Source organism: Acidovorax sp. HDW3 (assembly GCF_011303755.1).
Lineage (GTDB): Bacteria > Pseudomonadota > Gammaproteobacteria > Burkholderiales > Burkholderiaceae_C > Paenacidovorax.
Window position 1 is genome coordinate 2,696,615 of the sequence record NZ_CP049885.1, and the last position, 17,622, is coordinate 2,714,236.

The 17,622-nt window shown below is 63.6% G+C and carries 21 protein-coding genes; 6 read left to right on the forward strand and 15 right to left on the reverse strand.

Annotation, left to right across the window (positions count from 1 at the left end; translation table 11 throughout):
• Positions 1-23: 23 nt before the first annotated feature.
• The 8 genes from G7045_RS12430 to G7045_RS12465 all read right to left on the reverse strand — a co-directional run bounded on the left by G7045_RS12430 (position 24) and on the right by G7045_RS12465 (position 4,994).
• Positions 24-611: a S26 family signal peptidase gene (locus G7045_RS12430; RefSeq protein ID WP_142091856.1), complete on the reverse strand. Its 588-nt coding sequence runs from the start codon at positions 609-611 to the stop codon at positions 24-26.
• Positions 608-1,141 carry a DUF2840 domain-containing protein gene (locus G7045_RS12435; protein ID WP_142091855.1) on the reverse strand — a complete coding sequence of 178 codons (534 nt, stop codon included), beginning with the start codon at positions 1,139-1,141 and terminating at the stop codon, positions 608-610. Before G7045_RS12435 ends, G7045_RS12430 begins: the two co-directional genes overlap by 4 nt.
• Entirely contained in the window at positions 1,138-1,422 is a 285-nt protein-coding gene (locus tag G7045_RS12440) for a chromosome partitioning protein ParB (protein ID WP_166159923.1), read from the reverse strand. The genes G7045_RS12435 and G7045_RS12440 overlap by 4 nt, the downstream gene beginning before the upstream one ends.
• Positions 1,419-2,057: a ParA family partition ATPase gene (parA, locus tag G7045_RS12445; RefSeq protein ID WP_016452353.1), complete on the reverse strand. Its 639-nt coding sequence runs from the start codon at positions 2,055-2,057 to the stop codon at positions 1,419-1,421. Before parA ends, G7045_RS12440 begins: the two co-directional genes overlap by 4 nt.
• 253 nt (positions 2,058-2,310) lie before the next feature.
• Positions 2,311-3,168 (reverse strand): replication initiator protein A, encoded by an 858-nt coding sequence (locus tag G7045_RS12450; RefSeq protein ID WP_142091853.1) that lies wholly within the window; start codon positions 3,166-3,168, stop codon positions 2,311-2,313.
• A 26-nt stretch (positions 3,169-3,194) separates the two neighbouring features.
• Complete coding sequence (locus G7045_RS12455; protein WP_003107109.1) at positions 3,195-3,476, reverse strand: AlpA family transcriptional regulator; 282 nt, start codon at positions 3,474-3,476, stop codon at positions 3,195-3,197.
• Positions 3,477-3,559: 83 nt separating this feature from the next.
• The gene (locus tag G7045_RS12460) at positions 3,560-4,333 is read right to left on the reverse strand and encodes a DNA -binding domain-containing protein (RefSeq protein WP_166159924.1); all 774 of its coding nucleotides are present in this window, start codon (positions 4,331-4,333) and stop codon (positions 3,560-3,562) included.
• 310 nt (positions 4,334-4,643) lie between these two features.
• A complete protein-coding gene (locus G7045_RS12465; RefSeq protein ID WP_166159925.1) occupies positions 4,644-4,994 on the reverse strand; it encodes a DUF2958 domain-containing protein in 351 nt (116 codons plus the stop codon).
• Between the two features lie 230 nt (positions 4,995-5,224).
• On the opposite strand from G7045_RS12465, the gene G7045_RS12470 reads away from it, so the two are divergent.
• From G7045_RS12470 to G7045_RS12480, 3 genes are read left to right on the forward strand one after another with little or no spacing between them, the layout of a single operon-like run.
• Positions 5,225-5,521 (forward strand): helix-turn-helix domain-containing protein, encoded by a 297-nt coding sequence (locus tag G7045_RS12470; protein ID WP_166159926.1) that lies wholly within the window; start codon positions 5,225-5,227, stop codon positions 5,519-5,521.
• A gap of 37 nt (positions 5,522-5,558) precedes the next feature.
• A complete protein-coding gene (locus G7045_RS12475) occupies positions 5,559-7,247 on the forward strand; it encodes an AAA family ATPase (protein ID WP_166159927.1) in 1,689 nt (562 codons plus the stop codon).
• A gap of 2 nt (positions 7,248-7,249) precedes the next feature.
• Entirely contained in the window at positions 7,250-8,125 is an 876-nt protein-coding gene (locus tag G7045_RS12480) for a DNA adenine methylase (RefSeq protein ID WP_166159928.1), read from the forward strand.
• A gap of 36 nt (positions 8,126-8,161) precedes the next feature.
• On the opposite strand, the gene G7045_RS12485 is transcribed toward G7045_RS12480, so the two are convergent.
• Entirely contained in the window at positions 8,162-8,476 is a 315-nt protein-coding gene (locus G7045_RS12485; protein ID WP_166160458.1) for a DUF736 domain-containing protein, read from the reverse strand.
• Between the two features lie 786 nt (positions 8,477-9,262).
• On the opposite strand from G7045_RS12485, the gene G7045_RS12490 reads away from it, so the two are divergent.
• Together G7045_RS12490 and chrA are read left to right on the forward strand one after the other, a co-directional pair.
• Entirely contained in the window at positions 9,263-9,565 is a 303-nt protein-coding gene (locus G7045_RS12490) for a PadR family transcriptional regulator (RefSeq protein ID WP_043372456.1), read from the forward strand.
• Positions 9,562-10,791, forward strand: a complete 1,230-nt coding sequence (chrA, locus tag G7045_RS12495) for a chromate efflux transporter (RefSeq protein WP_043372455.1) — start codon at positions 9,562-9,564, stop codon at positions 10,789-10,791. Before G7045_RS12490 ends, chrA begins: the two co-directional genes overlap by 4 nt.
• Positions 10,792-10,835: 44 nt before the next feature.
• Here the strand turns inward: chrA and G7045_RS12500 are convergent, their stop codons facing one another.
• Complete coding sequence (locus G7045_RS12500; RefSeq protein WP_141101032.1) at positions 10,836-11,792, reverse strand: transposase; 957 nt, start codon at positions 11,790-11,792, stop codon at positions 10,836-10,838.
• A gap of 330 nt (positions 11,793-12,122) precedes the next feature.
• On the opposite strand from G7045_RS12500, the gene G7045_RS12505 reads away from it, so the two are divergent.
• Positions 12,123-12,641: a GNAT family N-acetyltransferase gene (locus G7045_RS12505; protein WP_166159929.1), complete on the forward strand. Its 519-nt coding sequence runs from the start codon at positions 12,123-12,125 to the stop codon at positions 12,639-12,641.
• Positions 12,642-12,769: 128 nt separating this feature from the next.
• On the opposite strand, the gene G7045_RS12510 is transcribed toward G7045_RS12505, so the two are convergent.
• The 5 genes from G7045_RS12510 to G7045_RS12530 all read right to left on the reverse strand — a co-directional run bounded on the left by G7045_RS12510 (position 12,770) and on the right by G7045_RS12530 (position 17,428).
• Entirely contained in the window at positions 12,770-12,979 is a 210-nt protein-coding gene (locus tag G7045_RS12510) for a hypothetical protein (protein ID WP_033476338.1), read from the reverse strand.
• A gap of 62 nt (positions 12,980-13,041) precedes the next feature.
• Positions 13,042-15,108, reverse strand: coding sequence for a ParB/RepB/Spo0J family partition protein (locus G7045_RS12515; protein ID WP_166159930.1), 2,067 nt, complete (start codon positions 15,106-15,108; stop codon positions 13,042-13,044).
• An 80-nt stretch (positions 15,109-15,188) separates the two neighbouring features.
• Positions 15,189-16,019, reverse strand: coding sequence for a DUF932 domain-containing protein (locus tag G7045_RS12520; protein WP_166159931.1), 831 nt, complete (start codon positions 16,017-16,019; stop codon positions 15,189-15,191).
• Between the two features lie 714 nt (positions 16,020-16,733).
• Positions 16,734-17,012 (reverse strand): hypothetical protein, encoded by a 279-nt coding sequence (locus G7045_RS12525; protein WP_166159932.1) that lies wholly within the window; start codon positions 17,010-17,012, stop codon positions 16,734-16,736.
• A gap of 65 nt (positions 17,013-17,077) precedes the next feature.
• The gene (locus G7045_RS12530; RefSeq protein ID WP_166159933.1) at positions 17,078-17,428 is read right to left on the reverse strand and encodes a DUF2958 domain-containing protein; all 351 of its coding nucleotides are present in this window, start codon (positions 17,426-17,428) and stop codon (positions 17,078-17,080) included.
• Positions 17,429-17,622 lie beyond the last annotated feature (194 nt).

Genomic DNA, 17,622 nt, shown 5'->3' on the forward strand with positions numbered 1-17,622 from the left:
GATGCGCAGCGAATCGGCGGCGATCATGGGCGCTTCTCCAGCCAGACCGGGTGCGCGACGCCGATCACGGCGGATGTGCTGACCGGCCCGAAATACCGGCTGTCGAACGACGCCGGATTGGTCGAACTGAGCAGGAACAGTTCGCCAGGGCGAAGCTGCCGGCACTGCGGCCAGGATGGCAGCGGACGGCCCAGCCGGTCGGCGGGCCGAACGGCAGCCACCGGCACGCCGTCGATCCACACCAGCGCATCGAAAACGCAAACGTGCTGCGGCGCGGTCGCGCCCACGCGCTTGAGCAGCGGCACGCGCGCCGGCAGGTAGCCGCGCTGCGCGGCCAGCGCGGCGGCGTCTGGCGGCAGCGTGGCTAGGACGATGCTGTCCACGGACAACGGACGTGGCGGCGAGCCGGGCCGATGGTGCAGCGGATCGACGCGATACCAGCCGACCGCCACGCTGTCGGACGGGTTGTAGATCAGGCGCGGCAGCGGATGCACGAAGGACGCCCAGGCCAGCGCAGCGAGGCCGCAGGCGGCGAGGCCCGCGAGCACGATGCGAGCGCGCAGGCGCGAGCGCGGATGCGGCGCGGTGCCGATGGCGGAAACGGCGGTCATGGCAGCGCCCTCCCGGTCAGCCAGGCGGCGTGCCGCTCGGCGGTGTATTCGGGCAACGGCAGGCGCGCGGCGAGCCGGTTGGCGAGCGTGCGCCAGTACGCGGGCGAGACGGCAACGGGTGCGATGCCCAGCGCCTCGATGGCGTCGATGCGCTCCAGCACGGCACGCACTTGCCCGTCGCCCTCGGCGTGCAGCAACAGGCGCGCGCCGGGCTGCACGCCGGGGATGCGCTGCGCCGCGTCCAACGGTGTGCAGGCTTGCATCACCATGAGCTGCCAGCGCACGGTGCCGTAGTCGTTGGCCTGCCAGCGGATGCGGCAGAACACAGCGCCCGGCAGGAACACCGCGCTGCGCCGCCAGCGGTCGAGCTGGTGCGTGCGCTCGGGTTCGCCGAAGCGCAGGTAGAGCTTGAAACGGGCCTCGATGTAGGCCAGCGCCACGCGCGTCAGCGGCGCGCTGGCGGGCTGGCCGACAGGCGCAGTCAGCGCAGCCGTGGCCGCGACGGCGGCAGGCGAAGCGGATGCGGTCATGGTGTGTTCTCCCTGTGGTTCTCGGGAAACTCCTGCTCCAGCAGGCCGCGCAGCAGGTCGGCCACGGTCACGCCTTGCGTGAAGGCCGATACCTTGATGCGCGCCCGCATGGCGGGCGTGATGTCGAGGGTGAGGCGGGCCGTGTAGAGGTCGCCCTTGCCCAGCGCATCGGCGTCGCCCTGGCGAATCCACGCCTCGGCGTGCGGATTCGCGGGCGGACGCGCGCCGATGCCGACGCGCTTTGCCGCACGTTTGCTGTTCGGTGGTGGCTTCTCTGTCATGTCGTCCACCGCAGCAGTTCATCCACAAGGGCGGTGATTTCCCGTGCGGCGGCGCTGTCCGGCGCCGTCTCGCGTGCAAGCCGGCCAGCGGCCACGCTGTCGGCGAACACGATGCGCTGATGCACTTCCGCGCGCAGCGCAGGAAGCGGCTGGTCGGCGAGTGCCTGGCGCGCTTCGCGCCCGATCACGGTGGTACTGACACGCCGATTGATGACGAAGGCCGCGCGCAGCGCAGGCCGGAACACCTGCGCCTCGCGGATCAGCGCGACCATCTCGGCGCTGGCCCACAGGTCGTAGGGGCTGGGCTGCACCGGGATCAGCACGCGCTCGGCCGCCAGCAGCGCGGAGCGCGCCAAGGCGGCGATGCGCGGCGGCCCGTCGATGACGACGTGATCGGCCCGCCTGGCAAGCTCTGGCGCTTCCTGATGCAGCGTTTCGCGTGCGAGGCCCACGGCGCTGAAAAGCCGTGGCAAGCCTTGCTGGCTTCTGCGCTGTGTCCAGTCCAGCGATGAACCCTGTGGGTCAGCGTCCAGCAGCACGACGTGCTGGCCGCGCATGGCCAGCTCGCCAGCGATGTGGGTGGCGAGCGTGGTCTTGCCCACGCCGCCTTTCTGGTTGAGAAGCGCGACGATCATGGCCTGGCCCTCCGTGTTGGAAAGCCCGGCTGTTGCTGCTGCGTTGGTGGCCGCGTGGCGGTTATCCACCGCAACGGCGTTTCCCTACTAAAAGTTAGAGAAATTAAGTTAGGGAAGTTAGGGGGCGCGAAAACCCAGTGCTGGCGCGGGTTTGCGGCTGATTTTGTTGCCTGATAGCACGATAGTTCGTTGCCTGATAGCACGATACTTCTGTTGCCTGATAGCACGAGTCCGTCCACAGGCTCTCCCGCAGTTATCCCCGTGCCGTGGACGGCACGGGCCGGAACGTGAGCAGCGGCGAGGAAAGCCCGGAGACGTGCTCGATGCCCAAGTGGTAACCGGGCAAGGACTGCCGCGCGACCAATGCCCGCAAGTCGGCGGCGAAGTCGTAGTAGCGCGCCACGCTGCCCGATTTGCGGTACAGGTGCTGAAAGTCGAACTGCCAGCCGTGTTCCTGCTTGCCGCCGTGCTTGCGCACCAGGCGGTACAGCCACCGCTCGATGCCGCCGGTCAGCCGGAAATACGCCGGGTCGATGGTCAGCACCAGAGCGGCGTCGATCACGCCCGCATAGAACCAGTCCGGCAGGATCAGCTCGATGCCCAGCGGCGTGCCGCTGGCATCGGCCAGCTCCTTCCATTCGTTGATCCACGAGAAGCGGTGCAGACGCCGGCCGGTCGTCTCGCGGATGGATGTGGCCACCGTGGTCGATTGCAGGCGATCCAGGGCTGCTTTGAGGCGCTGGTAGTCGCGCAGCGATGTGCCGCGACCGATGTAGCGCAGGATCTCGTAGGGCGTGGCCTGCATGAGCCGCGACGGCCGCAGGCCCGCGTCGCGGGCTTCCACGATCTGCGAGGCCGCCCATATCAGCACGTCCGCATCCCAGATCGTGGCGATGCCGTGCTCCTGCGTGCCTTCCACGCGGATCGTGACGTTGCCGGCCCGGAAGTCGATCGGCGCAATGCGCCGAGACTTCGCCAGCGAGAAGAACGGAAAGGCCATCAAGTCCTGGCTGTCGCGCGGCGCCATGTCGCCCGGCAAGGCGCGGAACAGGTCGAGCTGTTCGCGCTCTTGCATCGGCCGCTGCCGCACGGGCAGCGCAGGGCTGGACATGACGATGGCCTGACACGCGCCAGCGATCAGCGCGCACGGCTGTCCGCCGAGTGGTGCTCGGCGTACTCGGGATCGGAAGTCGTCTCGAAACTGCGATCAGCCGCCCAGGCATCGAGGTCGGCCACGGCGTACATGACGCGCCGGCCGAACTTGCGAAAGCGCGGCCCGCCGCCGATCACGCGCTGCTTTTCCAGCGTGCGCGGCGACAGGCGCAGGTACTCGGCGGCTTCGTCGTTGGTGAGGTAGCGTTGGGGCTGCGCGGCAGCGGTCGAGACAGTGGCGGCAGGCCGCAAGGGAGCGGGACGCATGGTGTGAACCTCCATCGGTTATGAAGCTCCGGCCACACAGCGCGGCTGGATGGAGGCAGTCTCAAGAAGCGAGGGGTTTTCGATCAGGGACGTTTTGCGTGGTCTGCAAAACGTCCCTTCTCAAGCGGTGCAAGCTGTGCTAGGCGGCGATAGCCGCCGCGCATCAGCGCATCGCCGCGCCGCACCAGGCGGCGCACGCGGGCGCGCAGGTCGCCGTCGGCGTGCCAGTCGGCCGCCACGGCATCGGCGCCGAACAGCCCTTCGGCGACTTCGCGCAAGGACGCGCCCGCCAGGGTCGCGTCGAGCGCCTGCAAGGTGTGCAGTTCCAGCAGCGCAGCGAGTGTCGGCCGGGGCTTCGTATCGGCCAGGTCGGAGCTGGGCAGATGCCCATGTGCAGGCGCGGCAGCGCCGCCGCGGTGGGCATAGGCGACAGCCATGCCATCCTCCAGGCCGGGCGCCAGCGCGAAGCGCGCGCATCGACCGGGGCTGCGCGCGATCAGCGCCAGCCCTTTGCCGTCATGCAGCAGTTGCTTGTGCCCAGGGATGTGCCAGAACGCAAAGGCGACCGCATCGGGCGGCGGGTCAGCATCGGCATAGAGCTGCACCACGGCAGCATGGCCGGGCAGCCAGGCCGGATGCGCGTCGCGCGCATCCAGCACCGGGTCTTCCAGAAGGCGCAAGCCCCAGCGATGTGCCGCGTCCTGTGCCGCCTGCGGCCGGCGATGACGGCGCAGCCAGTCGAGCCGGTAGTCGGGGTGCCTGCGCAGGTATTCCCAGGCAAGCGCAAGGTCGTCCAAGTGCAGCGCGTACAGGTACGCGGCAGTCGGATACCAAGGCTCGGCGCTGCGATCGACCATGACGCAACCTCCCTGCGAACAGGACGGGCCGCCACGGAAGAACTACGCGCTACATCGGTATCGTCAGAACGTCATGGGTTAAAAAGATGGATGGGGCTGTCAAGACCGATTGGCTCCGATGCGTTGCGGTAGTCGTCTCAATGGCGGGGCAGCAGCGCCCCGGCCGTGGGACGCCGTACCGTCCAGCCTGCCGCAGCCCGCGCGGGGCATCATGTCTATTTGGATCAGACTGGCGTGGGTATGCCGCAAGAATCCCGATTGAGACTTTCCCGGTATGACACCAGACTGAAAAAGTCAGAGTGCGCGGGGTTCAGTCCGGGATAGCCCCGTCCCGCTCGGCCAGGCGCGTGTATTCCGACAGCATGCGCGTGGGACGGAAATAGAGGTCGCGCAGTACGGGCCGCTTGAGCGGCCCGACGATGCCGGCCAGGTCGGACAGCTTGACGGTGCCTTGTGCCGGCATCCCGATACCCAGGTCGATGAGGCCCCAGGCAGTGTCGCCGTCGGCGGGGTCGAGCGCAGCCAGCAGCCAGGTCACATGCGCGTCCGGCATGAACAGCCGCACCACGGGCACCGGGTCGATGGCCCGGCCAGCAGCGCGGGCCTCGCCGTTGGCGAGCAGTTGCGCGCGCTCTGGGGCGGTGGTGAGTGGCTGGGGCATGGTCGGCAATCCCACAAATCCAATGTTGCACGAACGCGGTTTCACGGCGAAGCGCAGAACCGCCAAGCCGGATATGCGTCTTCGTGCGCAAGCACGGATGCGGTTCCGTGGCTTTACTGGAACCCGCCGATACGGATTTCCGTAAAGGCACAGGCATTGAATGAACACTATAGATTGTAGCTCTATAGGGCGCAATGGGGTGTCATCTTGGTATTTGTGGGGAATCCAAGGTGGCAACAACGTACTCGCTGGCGAAGGCATTGAAGACGGTCAGGAAGGCGCGCGGCTTGAGCCAGGAAGCGTTCTCTGACGTGTCTAGCCGCACCTACATGAGTACCCTGGAGCGCGACTTGAAAAGCCCGACCTTGCACAAGCTGGCCGAGCTTTGCGAAGTGATGAAAATCCACCCGCTCACGTTGCTGACCTTGGCGTACGCCGGTGACAGCGAACAGAAAGCCGATCACCTTTTAATGCTAGTTCGACAGGAACTCCAAGAATTGGTTGTGGATGATTCCGGCCAAAGATAGATTTCTTCAAGGGACTTAAAAACAAACTCCGCACACCATGCCTAAGACTCAACTAAAAAAGCTAACGATCGAGAAATTCCGCGCATTGAACGATGTGGCGGTTGAGTTCGGCGATTACATCACTGTTGTTTGTGGAAAAAATGGTACCTCAAAGTCCTCGATACTGGGCATAGCTGCGCAAATTTTTAGCTTTGAAAAAGATTACGTCAAAGACGAAGCTCTTGCATTCCGACAGATTGCAGGAGAAATGTTCAAGTCTCAATACAGTGACCATTTCAGGATATCCGAAAAGTTTGATGTTCCCGGCTCCATGTCCGTAAACATTGATTTGCTTGACGGATATACAAATCAGGCTGCGACCGCCAGACTTGAGTTGATGAAAAGAGGGAAGTCGCCTAGACCTGTAGTTAGAAATAACAGCACGGCGGCCGGAAGCAGCAACACGAGTAGGAATTTTACTCATCCGGTAATTTTTCTTAGCTTGAAGCGTCTTTACCCTATCGCGGCCAGAGACTACAAGCTAGGCGACTTTGATTATCTAGAGCATCACAAGAAAGATTTCATTGCGCTAACGAACGAGCTTCTTAACCGCAACGCATCGCTTGCAACAGGGACTGATGGAACTATCAGTTCTGCGGTGGCGCATGGGGAGAACTACGACCAAGACTCTGTTTCGGCGGGTGAGGACAATGCAGGCCAGATCATATTGGCCTTGATGTCTTTCAGAAAGTTGAAGGAAGAGTATGCTGACTATAAAGGTGGTTTGCTTTTAATCGACGAGGCTGATGCTGGGCTATTTCCGACTGCACAAGTAAATCTACTAAAGATGCTTGATCGCGAGTGCAAGAGCTTGGATCTTCAAGTTGTCATGACTTCGCATTCGCCGGTTCTGATTGAATATGCGTATGAGCAGAGTCGTCAGTTCAGAAGAAAGTACAAGACCATTTATTTGAGCAACACCTACGGCAATGTCCAGGTGATGCAAGACTGGTCATGGGCACAAATTAGTGCAGACATCAACACAAAGACCATTGATACGTCATCTGGAGTTTCACTGCCTCGCATAAATATCTATTTCGAAGACAAAGAGGCCGAAGATTTTTTTGCAACTTTGATGTTTAGGCAGCCAATAAAGAAGTTCACAAATCCGATGTCGGAAGTGTCACTCGGATGCTCTAATTATCTTCAGTTGATCCAGAAGAAACTCCCTGAGTTCTCGGAAAGAAGCATCGTCTGCTTAGATGCAGATCAAGACTCTCAGGTTACAGGGAAGAGCTATAAGACAGTGACCCTCTTGCCTGGGCATCTCCCACCTGACCAGCTTGTGTTCGAGCACTTGTACAATCTCCCTGCCGCCCATCCATTTTGGAAGAATGATTTGCAGTTCACAAGAGATGTTTTCACCAATGCAGCTCGCGAGGTTTTGAACGAGTTTTCAATCAACGGGGATTCTGTTGAGGTGAAGGAGCGGGTGGCTGCATACACTGGAACCAAGAAGCCGAGAGAGGTTTTTAAGCGTTTTTATAAGGGTGTCGAATTTCAGAAATTGCTCACATCTGGAGTCAAGCCCTACAATCCTTGGAAGCATTGGATAGATAACAATCCAATGCTTATTAACGAATTCTTGGAGAATTTCAAGACGGCTGTTCACGGTGTGATGAGCACAGGGTATGCTGTGGACGTCACCAAGTTGGCCGCCTTGGAAGTTAAGCCAAGAAAGGTATAACGATGTTCTCAAACAGACTGTATAGCCCTCTGCGCTACCCTGGCGGGAAGGCGCCATTTGCTCCATTTATTGCAAAAATAATGGAAACGAATGGTGTCACGGGAGGGCATTACTTGGAGCCATACGCTGGCGGGGCAGGCGTTGCGCTTGATCTACTCTTTCATGGGCACGCAAGTCATATCCACATCAACGATGCTGATCCTGCCGTATATGCTTTTTGGGTTGCTGTAACAAAGCATTCAACTGAGCTTCTTGATTTACTCGAATCCACCCCTATTACCATTGAAGAATGGTTTAGATGGCGAACCGTTTTACGAGAAGATTCCGTTGCCAGCCTAGTCGATAAAGGATTTGCGACTTTGTTCATGAATCGGACGAATCGGTCTGGAATTCTCAAGGCAGGCGTCATTGGTGGAAAGAGTCAGAACGGGAACTACAAGCTGGACGCTAGATTTAAGAAGGACGTTGTTGCTTCACGCATTCGTGAAATCGCCCGGCGACAGAGTGACATATCGGTGTATTGTGAAGATTCACTGTGCCTTCTGAATCGCTGCTCGGATTTTTTGCCAAAACAATCTCTGATCTACCTCGACCCTCCATACTACGTTAAGGGAAAGGGGTTGTATCGAAATTACTACGAGCATGATGACCACGCGGCCATTGCCAAAGTCATTCAACAGAAGAAGTTCAAATGGCCTTGGGTCGTGTCTTATGACAACGCCGAAGAAATTTGCGCCATGTATCGCATGAGCCAATCGTTGAGCTATGGTCTGAACTACACCGCACAAAGACGATACGTTGGTAATGAGGTAATGTTCTTCAGTCAGAACTTGACAGTGCCTGATGAAGCCATTCCTCAAACTAGGGCGGTGAGCTAAAAACGCCCCGCCGCAATGGGCGGAGCGCTGCGGCGGTCACGCCGCCTGGGGCTTGCTGCGCGACCAGATCAGGTCGTGCGTGCCATCCTCGCTTTCGATCAGGCGGGCATAGACCGTGGCTGGGAACGATGGATCGTCGAGGGTCACGGAGATGTACTCCCGCCCGGCCTCGCTGGTCTTCTTCCACGCCGCGCCAATGTCGTGGCTGGCCGCCTGCAAGCGGAAGTCAGGGGCCTTCTCGTTGTCCCCCTTGTCGTTGGGAACCAGCTTGACCTTGACGTTGAGCGTCAGGGTGCGAAGCGTGCCGGCGAAGCCGTCTTTCTCTGCGGTGAAGGTGCCGATGTTGGCCATGATGTTTTCTCCTTTCGGTTGAACAAGGTTCGCGCCCATCGCGTCCTTGTTGTGATTCGGCCGGCGGGGGACGGGCTGGCTGCACCGCTTGCGGTCGGAACGCAGTGGAGAACCGGAAGGCGAAAAGAATTTGCTGCGCGAGGAAGCCGCGCAGCGGCGGGGAAATTGTTTTCGCCGGACGGTTGCAGCCATGAAGCCCGAGGCGCAGCCGCGCCCCCGCCAGGATTCACAACGAGACAAGGACGCCTTGGGCCGAACCGCTCCGAAAGGAGATGGGGCCGGCTCGGCATCCCGGCATGAAGGCTGCTCCGGCTCGCCCGCTAACGCGGGCCAGGTCAACCACCCGACGACAGGCGAGAACGCCCCTGCCGCACCTTGCGGTGCCGGTCTTGAGGCGTGGCGTGGAAGCTCCATAGCGATGCCGGGCGGGTTGTCCGTGAACCGTCCTTCGTGATGTGACAGGCGGGAACCGCCAGCGTTGAGGACGGCACGCATTTGCACAACCTGCCGCAGCAAGCGCCAGCGTGTTCGCCAGCGCCGCGCCCATCGCGGCGGGGCGCTGGCCGGGCCGATCCGGCGTAGGCCGGTTCGGCGGTGTTCAAGGGGTGCCAAGCATCGCGCGGCGGGGATAGCCCGCAGGGCTTTCCCCTGGAGGCAAGCGCGAGCGCGCAGCGCCGCAGGCGCGAAGGCGTGAGCAACTGTCTTAAAAGTCAAGACAGCGCATCGTGAAAATATCGAATTTCGTTATCGTTATTCGATATGAAAGAAAAACCAACACCCCGCGCCATGGAGCACCACGACCTGCTGTCGGGGCTGATCCGCCTGCACGTGCTGCACCACGCGGCCGAGCAGGAGATCTATGGGCAGTGGATGATCGACGAACTGGCCCACCACGGCTATCGCCTCTCCCCAGGAACGCTGTACCCGATGCTGCACAAGATGGAGCGCGACGGCTACCTCGTCTCCCGCCAGGAGCGTGAAGGGCGCACCGTGCGCAAGCTCTACACGATCACGCCCAAGGGCATGGAAGGCTTGGCGCTGGCCAAGGAACGCATCTGGGAGTTCACCGGGGAGGCAATGCACAAATGACAGATTCCACCAACACCTTGCAGCATGAGGCCGCAGCCGCGCGCGGCTCACCCGTCGAAGTCTTTGGCGCCTTCCTCAAGCTGGGGCTGACCTCCTTCGGCGGGCCGATCGCGCACCTGGGCTATTTCCGCTCGGAGTTTGTCGAGCGCCGCCACTGGCTGGATGACCGCAGCTACTCCGATCTGGTCGCCCTGTGCCAATTCCTGCCGGGCCCAGCCAGCAGCCAGGTAGGCATGGCGCTGGGGCTGGGCCGCGCGGGCTGGCTGGGCCTGCTGGCGGCCTGGGCGGGATTCACCTTGCCGTCGGCGATTGCGCTGATCCTGTTCGCCTTCGGCATCGCGGAGTACCAGGGGCTGGCCCAGTCGGGCTGGGTGCATGGGCTCAAGGTGGTAGCCGTGGCCATCGTGGCGCAAGCTGTCTGGGGAATGGCCAAGTCACTGTGCCCGGATCGGCCGCGTGCTGCCCTAGCCATTCTGGCGGCGCTGCTGACCATGATCCTGCCCTCGGCTGCAGGCCAGCTTGCCGCCATTGCAATGACAGGACTGTTGGGCTGGTGGACATTGAAGATCGCGCAACCCGGCGGCGGCCGAGCCCACAGTTACCCCGTCTCGCGCAAGCTGGGCATCGTGGCACTGCTGCTGTTCGCCGCACCGCTCGTCGGGCTACCCCTATGGGCGGCAGCCACGGGCTCATCCACGATCGCGCTGCTAGAAGGCGTGTACCGCTCCGGCGCACTGGTCTTTGGTGGCGGGCACGTCGTGCTGCCGCTGCTGCAAGCCGCCGTGGTGCCCAGCGGCATCGTGAGCAACGCCGACTTCCTAGCCGGCTACGGTGCGGCGCAGGCCGTGCCGGGGCCGCTGTTCACGTTCTCGGCCTATCTCGGCGCCGTCGCACAGGGGCCGCTGCATGGCTGGATCGGTGGTCTGGCACTGCTGGGCACCATCTTCCTGCCGGCCTTCTTCGTGCTGGTCGGTGCGCTGCCGTTCTGGGAAGGACTGCGCCACCGCGCGGGCATCCAGACGGCCATGGCGGGCATCAATGCCGGCGTGGTCGGCATCCTGGTGTCCGCGCTGTACGACCCGGTGTGGACGAGCGCTATCCACGGCAAGGCGGATTTCGGGCTGGCACTGCTCTCGTTCGGGCTGCTGACGGTGGGACGTGTGCCGCCAGCGCTCGTGGTGCTGCTGGCCGGGCTCGCGGGCTGGGTCATGGCGATGGGTATCTGAAGCCCAGGCGCCAGGACATAGGGACACCGCCACCATCTAGAAAGTCATGCCGGTGCAAGCGGCTCATTCCATGGCTGCCCGGTTTTGACCATGGCGTTCATGATGACCAACAGCTTGCGCATGCATGCCACGATAGCCACTTTCTTCGGCTTGCCAGCCGCCAGCAGGCGCTCATAGTACTGCCGTATCACGGCGTTGTAGCGCATGGCGACGATGGCGGCCATGTACAACGCACTCCTGACCGTGGCCCGTCCGCCGCAAATGATGCGTTTGCCGCGCGCCTGGCCCGAGTCCCGGTTCATCGGTGCGACCCCCACCAGCGCGCAGATCTGCTTGGCCTTGAGTTGGCCTAGCTCCGGCAGCTCGGAAATCAGCGTCGCAGCCGTCGCCGGGCCAACGCCCTTGACGCTCTTGAGCAAGGCGGCCAGATTGGATTGGTGCTGGGCCAGGTGTTCCGCAATCTTCCGATCCAGCGTCTCAAGCTGAGTCGAGAGCATATCCATCAGTTCCGCAATATCCTGCACCACCTCCGCGTGCGCCATGTGTTTGCGTTGGCGCTCGCTGACCAGCAAGCGCACCAACTGTCGACGCCGAAGTACCAACGCATGCAGATACTGCTGCGCTTGGTCTGGCATTGGCTTGATGAAGCGATCTCGATCAGGCCGCAGATTCAGCACCTGGGCCAATTCCGCCAGCATCCTGGCATCCACGCTGTCGGTCTTGACCAATCGCCCCATGGCCTTGGCGAAGTCCCGGGCTTGCCGAGGGTTGATGACGACGACGGCAAACCCCGCAGCCTGGAGCGCGCAGGCACAGGCCAGTTGGTACTGCCCGGTCGCTTCCATCACGATCAGCGAGACCTGATGGCTCTTCAGCACCTCGATCAACGCTTGATGCCCGGCGCCATCGTTGCTGAATATTGCCGTGGACTGCTCGTGCCCAATGGCTACATCCATGGTCTTCTTGGAGATGTCGATTCCGACTGCGACTTGATTGGCCATGATCCCTGCGTCCCTTCCTTGCAAATGCGAACGGCGTTCACGCAACTGTTCGGGCTTTCAGAGATCGGGCGCAAGCATGCGCCCAGGACTCACGCACGGGCTCGAGAGGCACCGAGGGATGACGGGCTACATGCTGCGGCCAACCCCGAACCCTGACAGGTCCGGGCGTGACGGCACTGCCGAACACGCACTTCAAAGATACAAGGGATTGAAGCCGAATGGCCGTGACGGCGAAGTCGGCGCGGGGCGAAGCCCGCAAAGCCCGGCGGCGCATCGCGCCGACACGCCCAGGCCGTTCTATATTTTGAGGAAGAAAGCCAAGACCAGTCCATGACCCTCCAGCTCCGACACGAAACCCCGGACGACACTTCCGCCATCGAGGCAGTGACGGTGGCCGCCTTTGCCGATGCGCCACACACCAGCCACACCGAGCAATTCATCGTGCGGGCCTTGCGAGCCGCCGGCGAGCTGATGCTTTCCATCGTGGCCGAAGAACGCGGCCAAGTCGTCGGCCACGTCGCGCTGTCGCCGGTGACGATCACCGATGACCACGGGCGACAGGCCCAAGGCTGGTACGGCCTGGGGCCAATCTCCGTCCTGCCGCAAAGGCAGCGGCAAGGAATCGGTTCGCGCCTGATGGAACAGGCGCTGTCCGAACTGCGGGCCATGCAAGCCGCAGGCTGCGTGCTGCTGGGAGATCCCGCGTACTACGCGCGCTTTGGTTTTGAGGCCCACGCGGGCCTGCAACTGCCGGGCGTGCCGCCCGGCTACTTCATGGCGCTGGCCCTGCACGGGCCAGTGCCGGAAGGCGTCGCGCACTACAGCGATGCCTTCAACGCCGCCGCCTGAGCCACCGCGAAGGCGGCGGTGTTTTGGTTCGGCTGTTGGCCTTGAACACCGGGCGCGGCCACCGCCGCGCCCGGATTTGCGTTTCACCGCGCCCAGGACGGAACGGCCTGGGCGCGGTGCTGTTCGGGTTATTCCTTCGTCTCGATGAGCCACCACACGGCACGCGGCAAGGCGCGGCCCGTGATGGGGTGAATGTCGGTCAGGTCAGCGCGAGCTGACCAGCCCGAGGGCGGACGGTAGCCGCGCACGTCGCCATCGCCGTGCCAGCGGCGGGCGCGTACCGCGCCGGGGGCGTAGATCGCAGCCATGCGTGGGCGGCTGGTGGTGGTGCGGGTCATGGGGCGTTTTCCTTCCAGCGAAGCGCCCCGGTCGAGGCCGGGGCGCTTGCTGTCGGCGTGGGTCAAGCGGCCAGCGCCACGGCGGGTTCATCCGCCATTGCCTCGGCATCCTCCGGGGCGTCGTCCTGCTCCTGCGGTTCTGCCTGCGTGGCTTCCTGCGTGCCTTCGGTGGCGAAGATGGCAGGCATCCAGCCGGTTCCGTCCGCCAGCCGCTCGGCTTCGCTGGCAATGTCGGCCTTCTTCAACTTCGCCAGCCGGGTGACGTGCGACGGGGCGAACTGCTCCACGGCTTCCAGAATCGCAGCCTTCGGTACATGCCGGAAATAACCCTCATTGGTGGGCTTCCACCATGCGGCCATGTCCAGCCCTACGGCCTGCGCCAGTTCCTCGCTCGGCTGCTGCCGCGTGGTGCGGGGTGTCACCACGTCCACCGTGACGGCCACGCATACCGCCAGCAGCCGCACCAGTTCGTCTTGCGACTTCGCCAGCAGCGCGGCGAACAGATCGGCGCTGTCCTGCGGCAAGCCTTCACCTGCCACCTGTTGCAGTTCGCGCAACGCCACGGCAGCAGGCGATTCCGGCCAGTCCGGGGCCATGCCTTCCAGCCGGTCTTGCACTTTCAGGCTCACGCCCAACGGCAGGTCGTGGCCGTAGTGGCTTTCCTGCAATACGGTCTGCACCATGCCATGCACCAGCGCGGCCAGCGCCACTTGCGGATGCCGGGCGATTTCGATTTGCAGCGCCGCCGTGCGGTGGGCGCTCAACCGCTGCGCCAGCCGGTCGGACATGGCGGCAGTCCTGGGCTGCCCGTCGCCGTCTCCGTCCTCGCCTTCGTCGTCGTTCCCGGCATCCTCGCCGCTGAAACCTTGGCGCAGGCGTTCCAGCGTGCGCAGCGCCTTGGCCTCGGCCTCGCGCATCAGCCCGCGATGAATCACGGCCTGCCCGTTGCGGTCGATGGTGATGATGGCACCGGCTGCGGCCTTCACGGTCGGGCTGTAGTCCTGCAAGCCATCTTCCAGCGCCTGCAACTGCTCGCCCACGGCTTTGCCTTCCTCTTGCAGCGCGTCGGCCTTGTCCTCGTCGTCGGCGTCCAGCGCGTCATCCACGGCTGAGGCCAGTTCCTGCATCTTGGATTGCAGCTTCTCGATGCGCTGCGCTTCGCGCTTGGTCGGCTCGCGCCGTTCCCTCGGCGCACGCTGGAAAGCGTGCAGGTCGGCATGAGTCACGCCCGGCGTGGCATCCACCCATGCCCAGCCTTCGGCCTTCACCTGGGCGGCGATGCCCGCTAGCCGGTCTTGCGCCAGCCTGTCCAGCAGCGCGGCATCGGTCAGATACACGCCCGCGTCACCTTCGGCGAACAGGTCACGGCGCACGCCACCGCCTGCGGCTTCGTAGGTGTCCAGCCCGACGAAGCGCACCAGCGGGTGCCGGTAGGCGTCGATTTCCCTTTCGGTGAGGCGGTCGCGCAGCGCGGACGGCTGGCGCTGCCACGTTGGCGCATCGTAGAAGGCGGCTTCCTGCGCGGCGTGGTCGTCGGTGATGGCAAGGGCCATCAACTGGTCAAGGCTCACGGCATCGGCCCGATAGTCGGCCATTAGGCGCGGCGAGACATTGGCGAGTTTCAGGCGGCGCTGCACCACCAGCGGCGTGACGGAAAAATCCGCTGCAATGTCCTCGATGGGTCGGCCTTCGGCCACCAGCGCGGCGAATGCCTCGAACTGGTCTGCGGGGTGCATGGCTTCGCGCTGCACGTTCTCGGTGAGGCTGGCGGTGCGGGCCGTGCCATCGGCCACCAGCAGGCAAGGCACCTCCCATTCCTTGCTGATGCGGTGCTTCTTCGCCAGCAGCTTCAACGCGGCCAGCCTGCGGCCACCGGCCACGACTTCGTAATGCGCGCCATCGGCGGATGCAATCACGATCAGGTTTTGCAGCAGGCCCACGCGCTGGATGCTCGCGGCGAGCTCGGGGATGGACATTCGCGGGGTCTTGCGCACGTTGCGGCCCGTGGGGCGCAGCACCAGCCGCGACAGCGGAACCAGAGTCAGGTTCTTGGTCGGGTCGGCGGCTTCCAGCGGGACAGCGGCGGCGGCATTGACGGCGTGGGCTTCGGTGTAGGTGATGGCGTTCATGGTGATAACTCCTAACGGTTCAGGGATGCAGCAGCGAGGGATGCGGCAAGGGCTGCTGCCTGCCCCTGCCGCGTGGGGAATCAGGCTTTCAACTGGCGCAGGCCATCGGCCAGCATCCAGAGGGCGCGATTGAGGCGCACATCGGAATCAATGCCCTGCACGGGGCGGGTTTGCTGGCGGCGTCCGTTGGCGCTGCGGCCATGCAATCCGCCTTTGGTCAGGTTTTCTTGGGTGCGGTTGAACACGCTCCACAGGTCGGGGCGGCGGTCGTCGAACCGGCGCGGCATCAGGATTTGCGATTCGGTGATGGGCGCGGGCTTGTTGTCGGTGGGGTCGTACTTGAGGGCCAGCGCGGCGCGGGCGAATACTTCGGCCTCGCCTTCGTCCAGCGTGATCGCGCGCATGGCATCGCGGGAATCCTTCACCCGGTCGAAGCCGCGCAAGACTTCGTAAGCGCCTTCGATGACATGCCCGGAAACGTCGCCCTTGTGGGGTACGCGCACATCGGCCACGGTGTCGCCGCACACCAGCCCATTGCTGCAAACGAAGCGGAACATTCCGGCCAGCATCTGATAGCTGCTGGTGCCGTCATGGGAGTTCAGCAGGATGATTTCGTTGGCCTCGCGGCCGTTGATCTGGCTGGCATGGCGCAGCCGAATCATGTGCTTGGTGTAGTCGCGGCGGTCGTCGTGGCGCACGCGGGTTTGCGTCACCATGAAAGGCTCGAAGCCTTCCCCGCGCAGTTCTTGCAGCACGGTGGCGGTGGGGATGTAGCTGTACCGCTCGGAGCGGCTTTCGTGCGGAGCCTCGGCGAAGATGGACGGGGCCACGGCCCGGATTTGGTCATCGGACAAGGGGCGTTCCGAACGCAGCACCGGGGAACGGGAAGCGAAACGGGATGCGAGTTGCATGGTCTTTCTCCTGACAAAAAGAGGTTTGCTGTTCACACCGCACACCGGATTCCTAGATTCGGAAGCCCAGCCTTTCGGCTGTTCGGTGCGGTCGGCACGAGGAACCCGGTTGGCCCTGTTGCCACCGTCTTTCCTGAGTTCATCGCCCGCGACGGTCAGGAGCGCGCGAACGGATGCCGTCAAGGAGGCAAGCGCAGGGTTGGTGCGGCCCGCAGGCGCAGCCGAGGACACGGCCCTGCGCGCCTTGACGGCACACGGGCGCGGGCTACAGTCGCGGTGAAGGTGATGAAGTCAGGGGAGACGGCTGGACAAGGCAACGGCCATCCCACACGCCGACCGCACGGCAAGCGAAGCGCGCAGGCCCGGATCTAGGAATCCGGGCCGGAGGCGTCAGCCGAGCGGAGCGAGGGAACGATGGAAGCCCGACAGGGGCGAAACCCCGAAGGGGGTTCGATGCGCTACGCGCACGACAGCGCGACCGGCCATGTTTCTTGGCCGGGGACGCACAGCCTTCAAGGTTCGATGAGCACCAGGCGCAACACGCCCCACGCATCGGGAAGCGGGTTCTGCTGTGACTGCGGATTTCTGGCCGAGCCGGCGCAGCCGGTTCGGCGGCTTTTAGGGGTGCCAAGCATCGCGCGGCGGGGATAGCCCGCAGGGCTTTCCCTTAGAGGCAAGCGAAGCGCGCAGCGCCCCGGAAGGGGCGCGAAGGCATCAGGCCGAGTCGTCAGGACGCAGGCTGGATTCCGCAACCGGCACCCACGGCGAAGTCGAGTTCAGCAGATAGCGCGCTCCACGCGCGTAGTGACCGCAAAGGCCACTCGGCCGGTAGAACCCGGTGACGCGGCGACGAAACTGCACGCCGTATTCGTTGGTGTAGATCACCGCGTCGCCGATCTTGAAGCGCAGCGGCTGGCCGTTCTCCGGCGCGAATGGCTTGAGCGCATCGTGCTGCGCCGTGATTTCGATGATGTAGTCGTGATGGCTGCTCATGGCATTGATCTCCTGTGATGGTCGAGAAAGCGCAAGGAGCGCCTTGCGGCGCTCCAAGGGGCGGGTCAGACAGCGATCCGCCCGGCCAGCCGCGCATCGCGCGCGTAGGCGCTCAACCGCTTCTCGGCGCGGAAAGACAGGTCGCGCTCGATCGGCAGGCCCAGCCCGCCGCGCACCGTCGCCAGCTCGCCCAAGCTGACCCAGCCGATTTCCGGCATCCCCAGGCCCAAGTCGCAAAGACCAAAGGCGTGATCGTGGTCGCCGGGATCAATCTCGGTCAGCAGCCAGGTCGCGCCGGCGTCCGGCGTGAACAGCTTGACCACGGGCGCCGGATCGAAGTCCGCGTTCTCCAAGGATTCGCGGCCGTTGGCCAGCAGCACGATGCGCTGTTCGTCAGTGATGAGTGCGTTGTTCATGGTGAACTCCTGAAAGGTTGCCGGGCGGAATTGCCCGACCCTTCCGGGGCACGGCGCAGCGCAAGCAGTCAGGGGTCGCAGACGGCCGCCAGGACGCAAGCGCGCATGGCGCGCGCAGCCCTTGACGGCGAGAACGCCGTGGCACGATGAGGGAAACAGCAAGACCGCCTCCCTCGCACCTCCACGCACCCCGG

Bases quoted from the DNA above. Each gene is read 5' to 3' on its own strand.
- G7045_RS12525 (WP_166159932.1), bottom strand. From the start codon at position 17,012: ATGAGCAGCCATCACGACTACATCATCGAAATCACGGCGCAGCACGAT.
- parA (WP_016452353.1), bottom strand. From the start codon at position 2,057: ATGATCGTCGCGCTTCTCAACCAGAAAGGCGGCGTGGGCAAGACCACG.
- G7045_RS12440 (WP_166159923.1), bottom strand. From the start codon at position 1,422: ATGACAGAGAAGCCACCACCGAACAGCAAACGTGCGGCAAAGCGCGTC.
- G7045_RS12490 (WP_043372456.1), top strand. From the start codon at position 9,263: ATGGAGCACCACGACCTGCTGTCGGGGCTGATCCGCCTGCACGTGCTG.
- G7045_RS12460 (WP_166159924.1), bottom strand. From the start codon at position 4,333: ATGGTCGATCGCAGCGCCGAGCCTTGGTATCCGACTGCCGCGTACCTG.
- G7045_RS12530 (WP_166159933.1), bottom strand. From the start codon at position 17,428: ATGAACAACGCACTCATCACTGACGAACAGCGCATCGTGCTGCTGGCC.
- G7045_RS12500 (WP_141101032.1), bottom strand. From the start codon at position 11,792: ATGGCCAATCAAGTCGCAGTCGGAATCGACATCTCCAAGAAGACCATG.
- G7045_RS12435 (WP_142091855.1), bottom strand. From the start codon at position 1,141: ATGACCGCATCCGCTTCGCCTGCCGCCGTCGCGGCCACGGCTGCGCTG.
- G7045_RS12450 (WP_142091853.1), bottom strand. From the start codon at position 3,168: ATGTCCAGCCCTGCGCTGCCCGTGCGGCAGCGGCCGATGCAAGAGCGC.
- G7045_RS12475 (WP_166159927.1), top strand. From the start codon at position 5,559: ATGCCTAAGACTCAACTAAAAAAGCTAACGATCGAGAAATTCCGCGCA.
- G7045_RS12430 (WP_142091856.1), bottom strand. From the start codon at position 611: ATGACCGCCGTTTCCGCCATCGGCACCGCGCCGCATCCGCGCTCGCGC.
- G7045_RS12510 (WP_033476338.1), bottom strand. From the start codon at position 12,979: ATGACCCGCACCACCACCAGCCGCCCACGCATGGCTGCGATCTACGCC.
- G7045_RS12480 (WP_166159928.1), top strand. From the start codon at position 7,250: ATGTTCTCAAACAGACTGTATAGCCCTCTGCGCTACCCTGGCGGGAAG.
- G7045_RS12515 (WP_166159930.1), bottom strand. From the start codon at position 15,108: ATGAACGCCATCACCTACACCGAAGCCCACGCCGTCAATGCCGCCGCC.
- chrA (WP_043372455.1), top strand. From the start codon at position 9,562: ATGACAGATTCCACCAACACCTTGCAGCATGAGGCCGCAGCCGCGCGC.
- G7045_RS12485 (WP_166160458.1), bottom strand. From the start codon at position 8,476: ATGGCCAACATCGGCACCTTCACCGCAGAGAAAGACGGCTTCGCCGGC.
- G7045_RS12455 (WP_003107109.1), bottom strand. From the start codon at position 3,476: ATGCGTCCCGCTCCCTTGCGGCCTGCCGCCACTGTCTCGACCGCTGCC.
- G7045_RS12465 (WP_166159925.1), bottom strand. From the start codon at position 4,994: ATGCCCCAGCCACTCACCACCGCCCCAGAGCGCGCGCAACTGCTCGCC.
- G7045_RS12520 (WP_166159931.1), bottom strand. From the start codon at position 16,019: ATGCAACTCGCATCCCGTTTCGCTTCCCGTTCCCCGGTGCTGCGTTCG.
- G7045_RS12505 (WP_166159929.1), top strand. From the start codon at position 12,123: ATGACCCTCCAGCTCCGACACGAAACCCCGGACGACACTTCCGCCATC.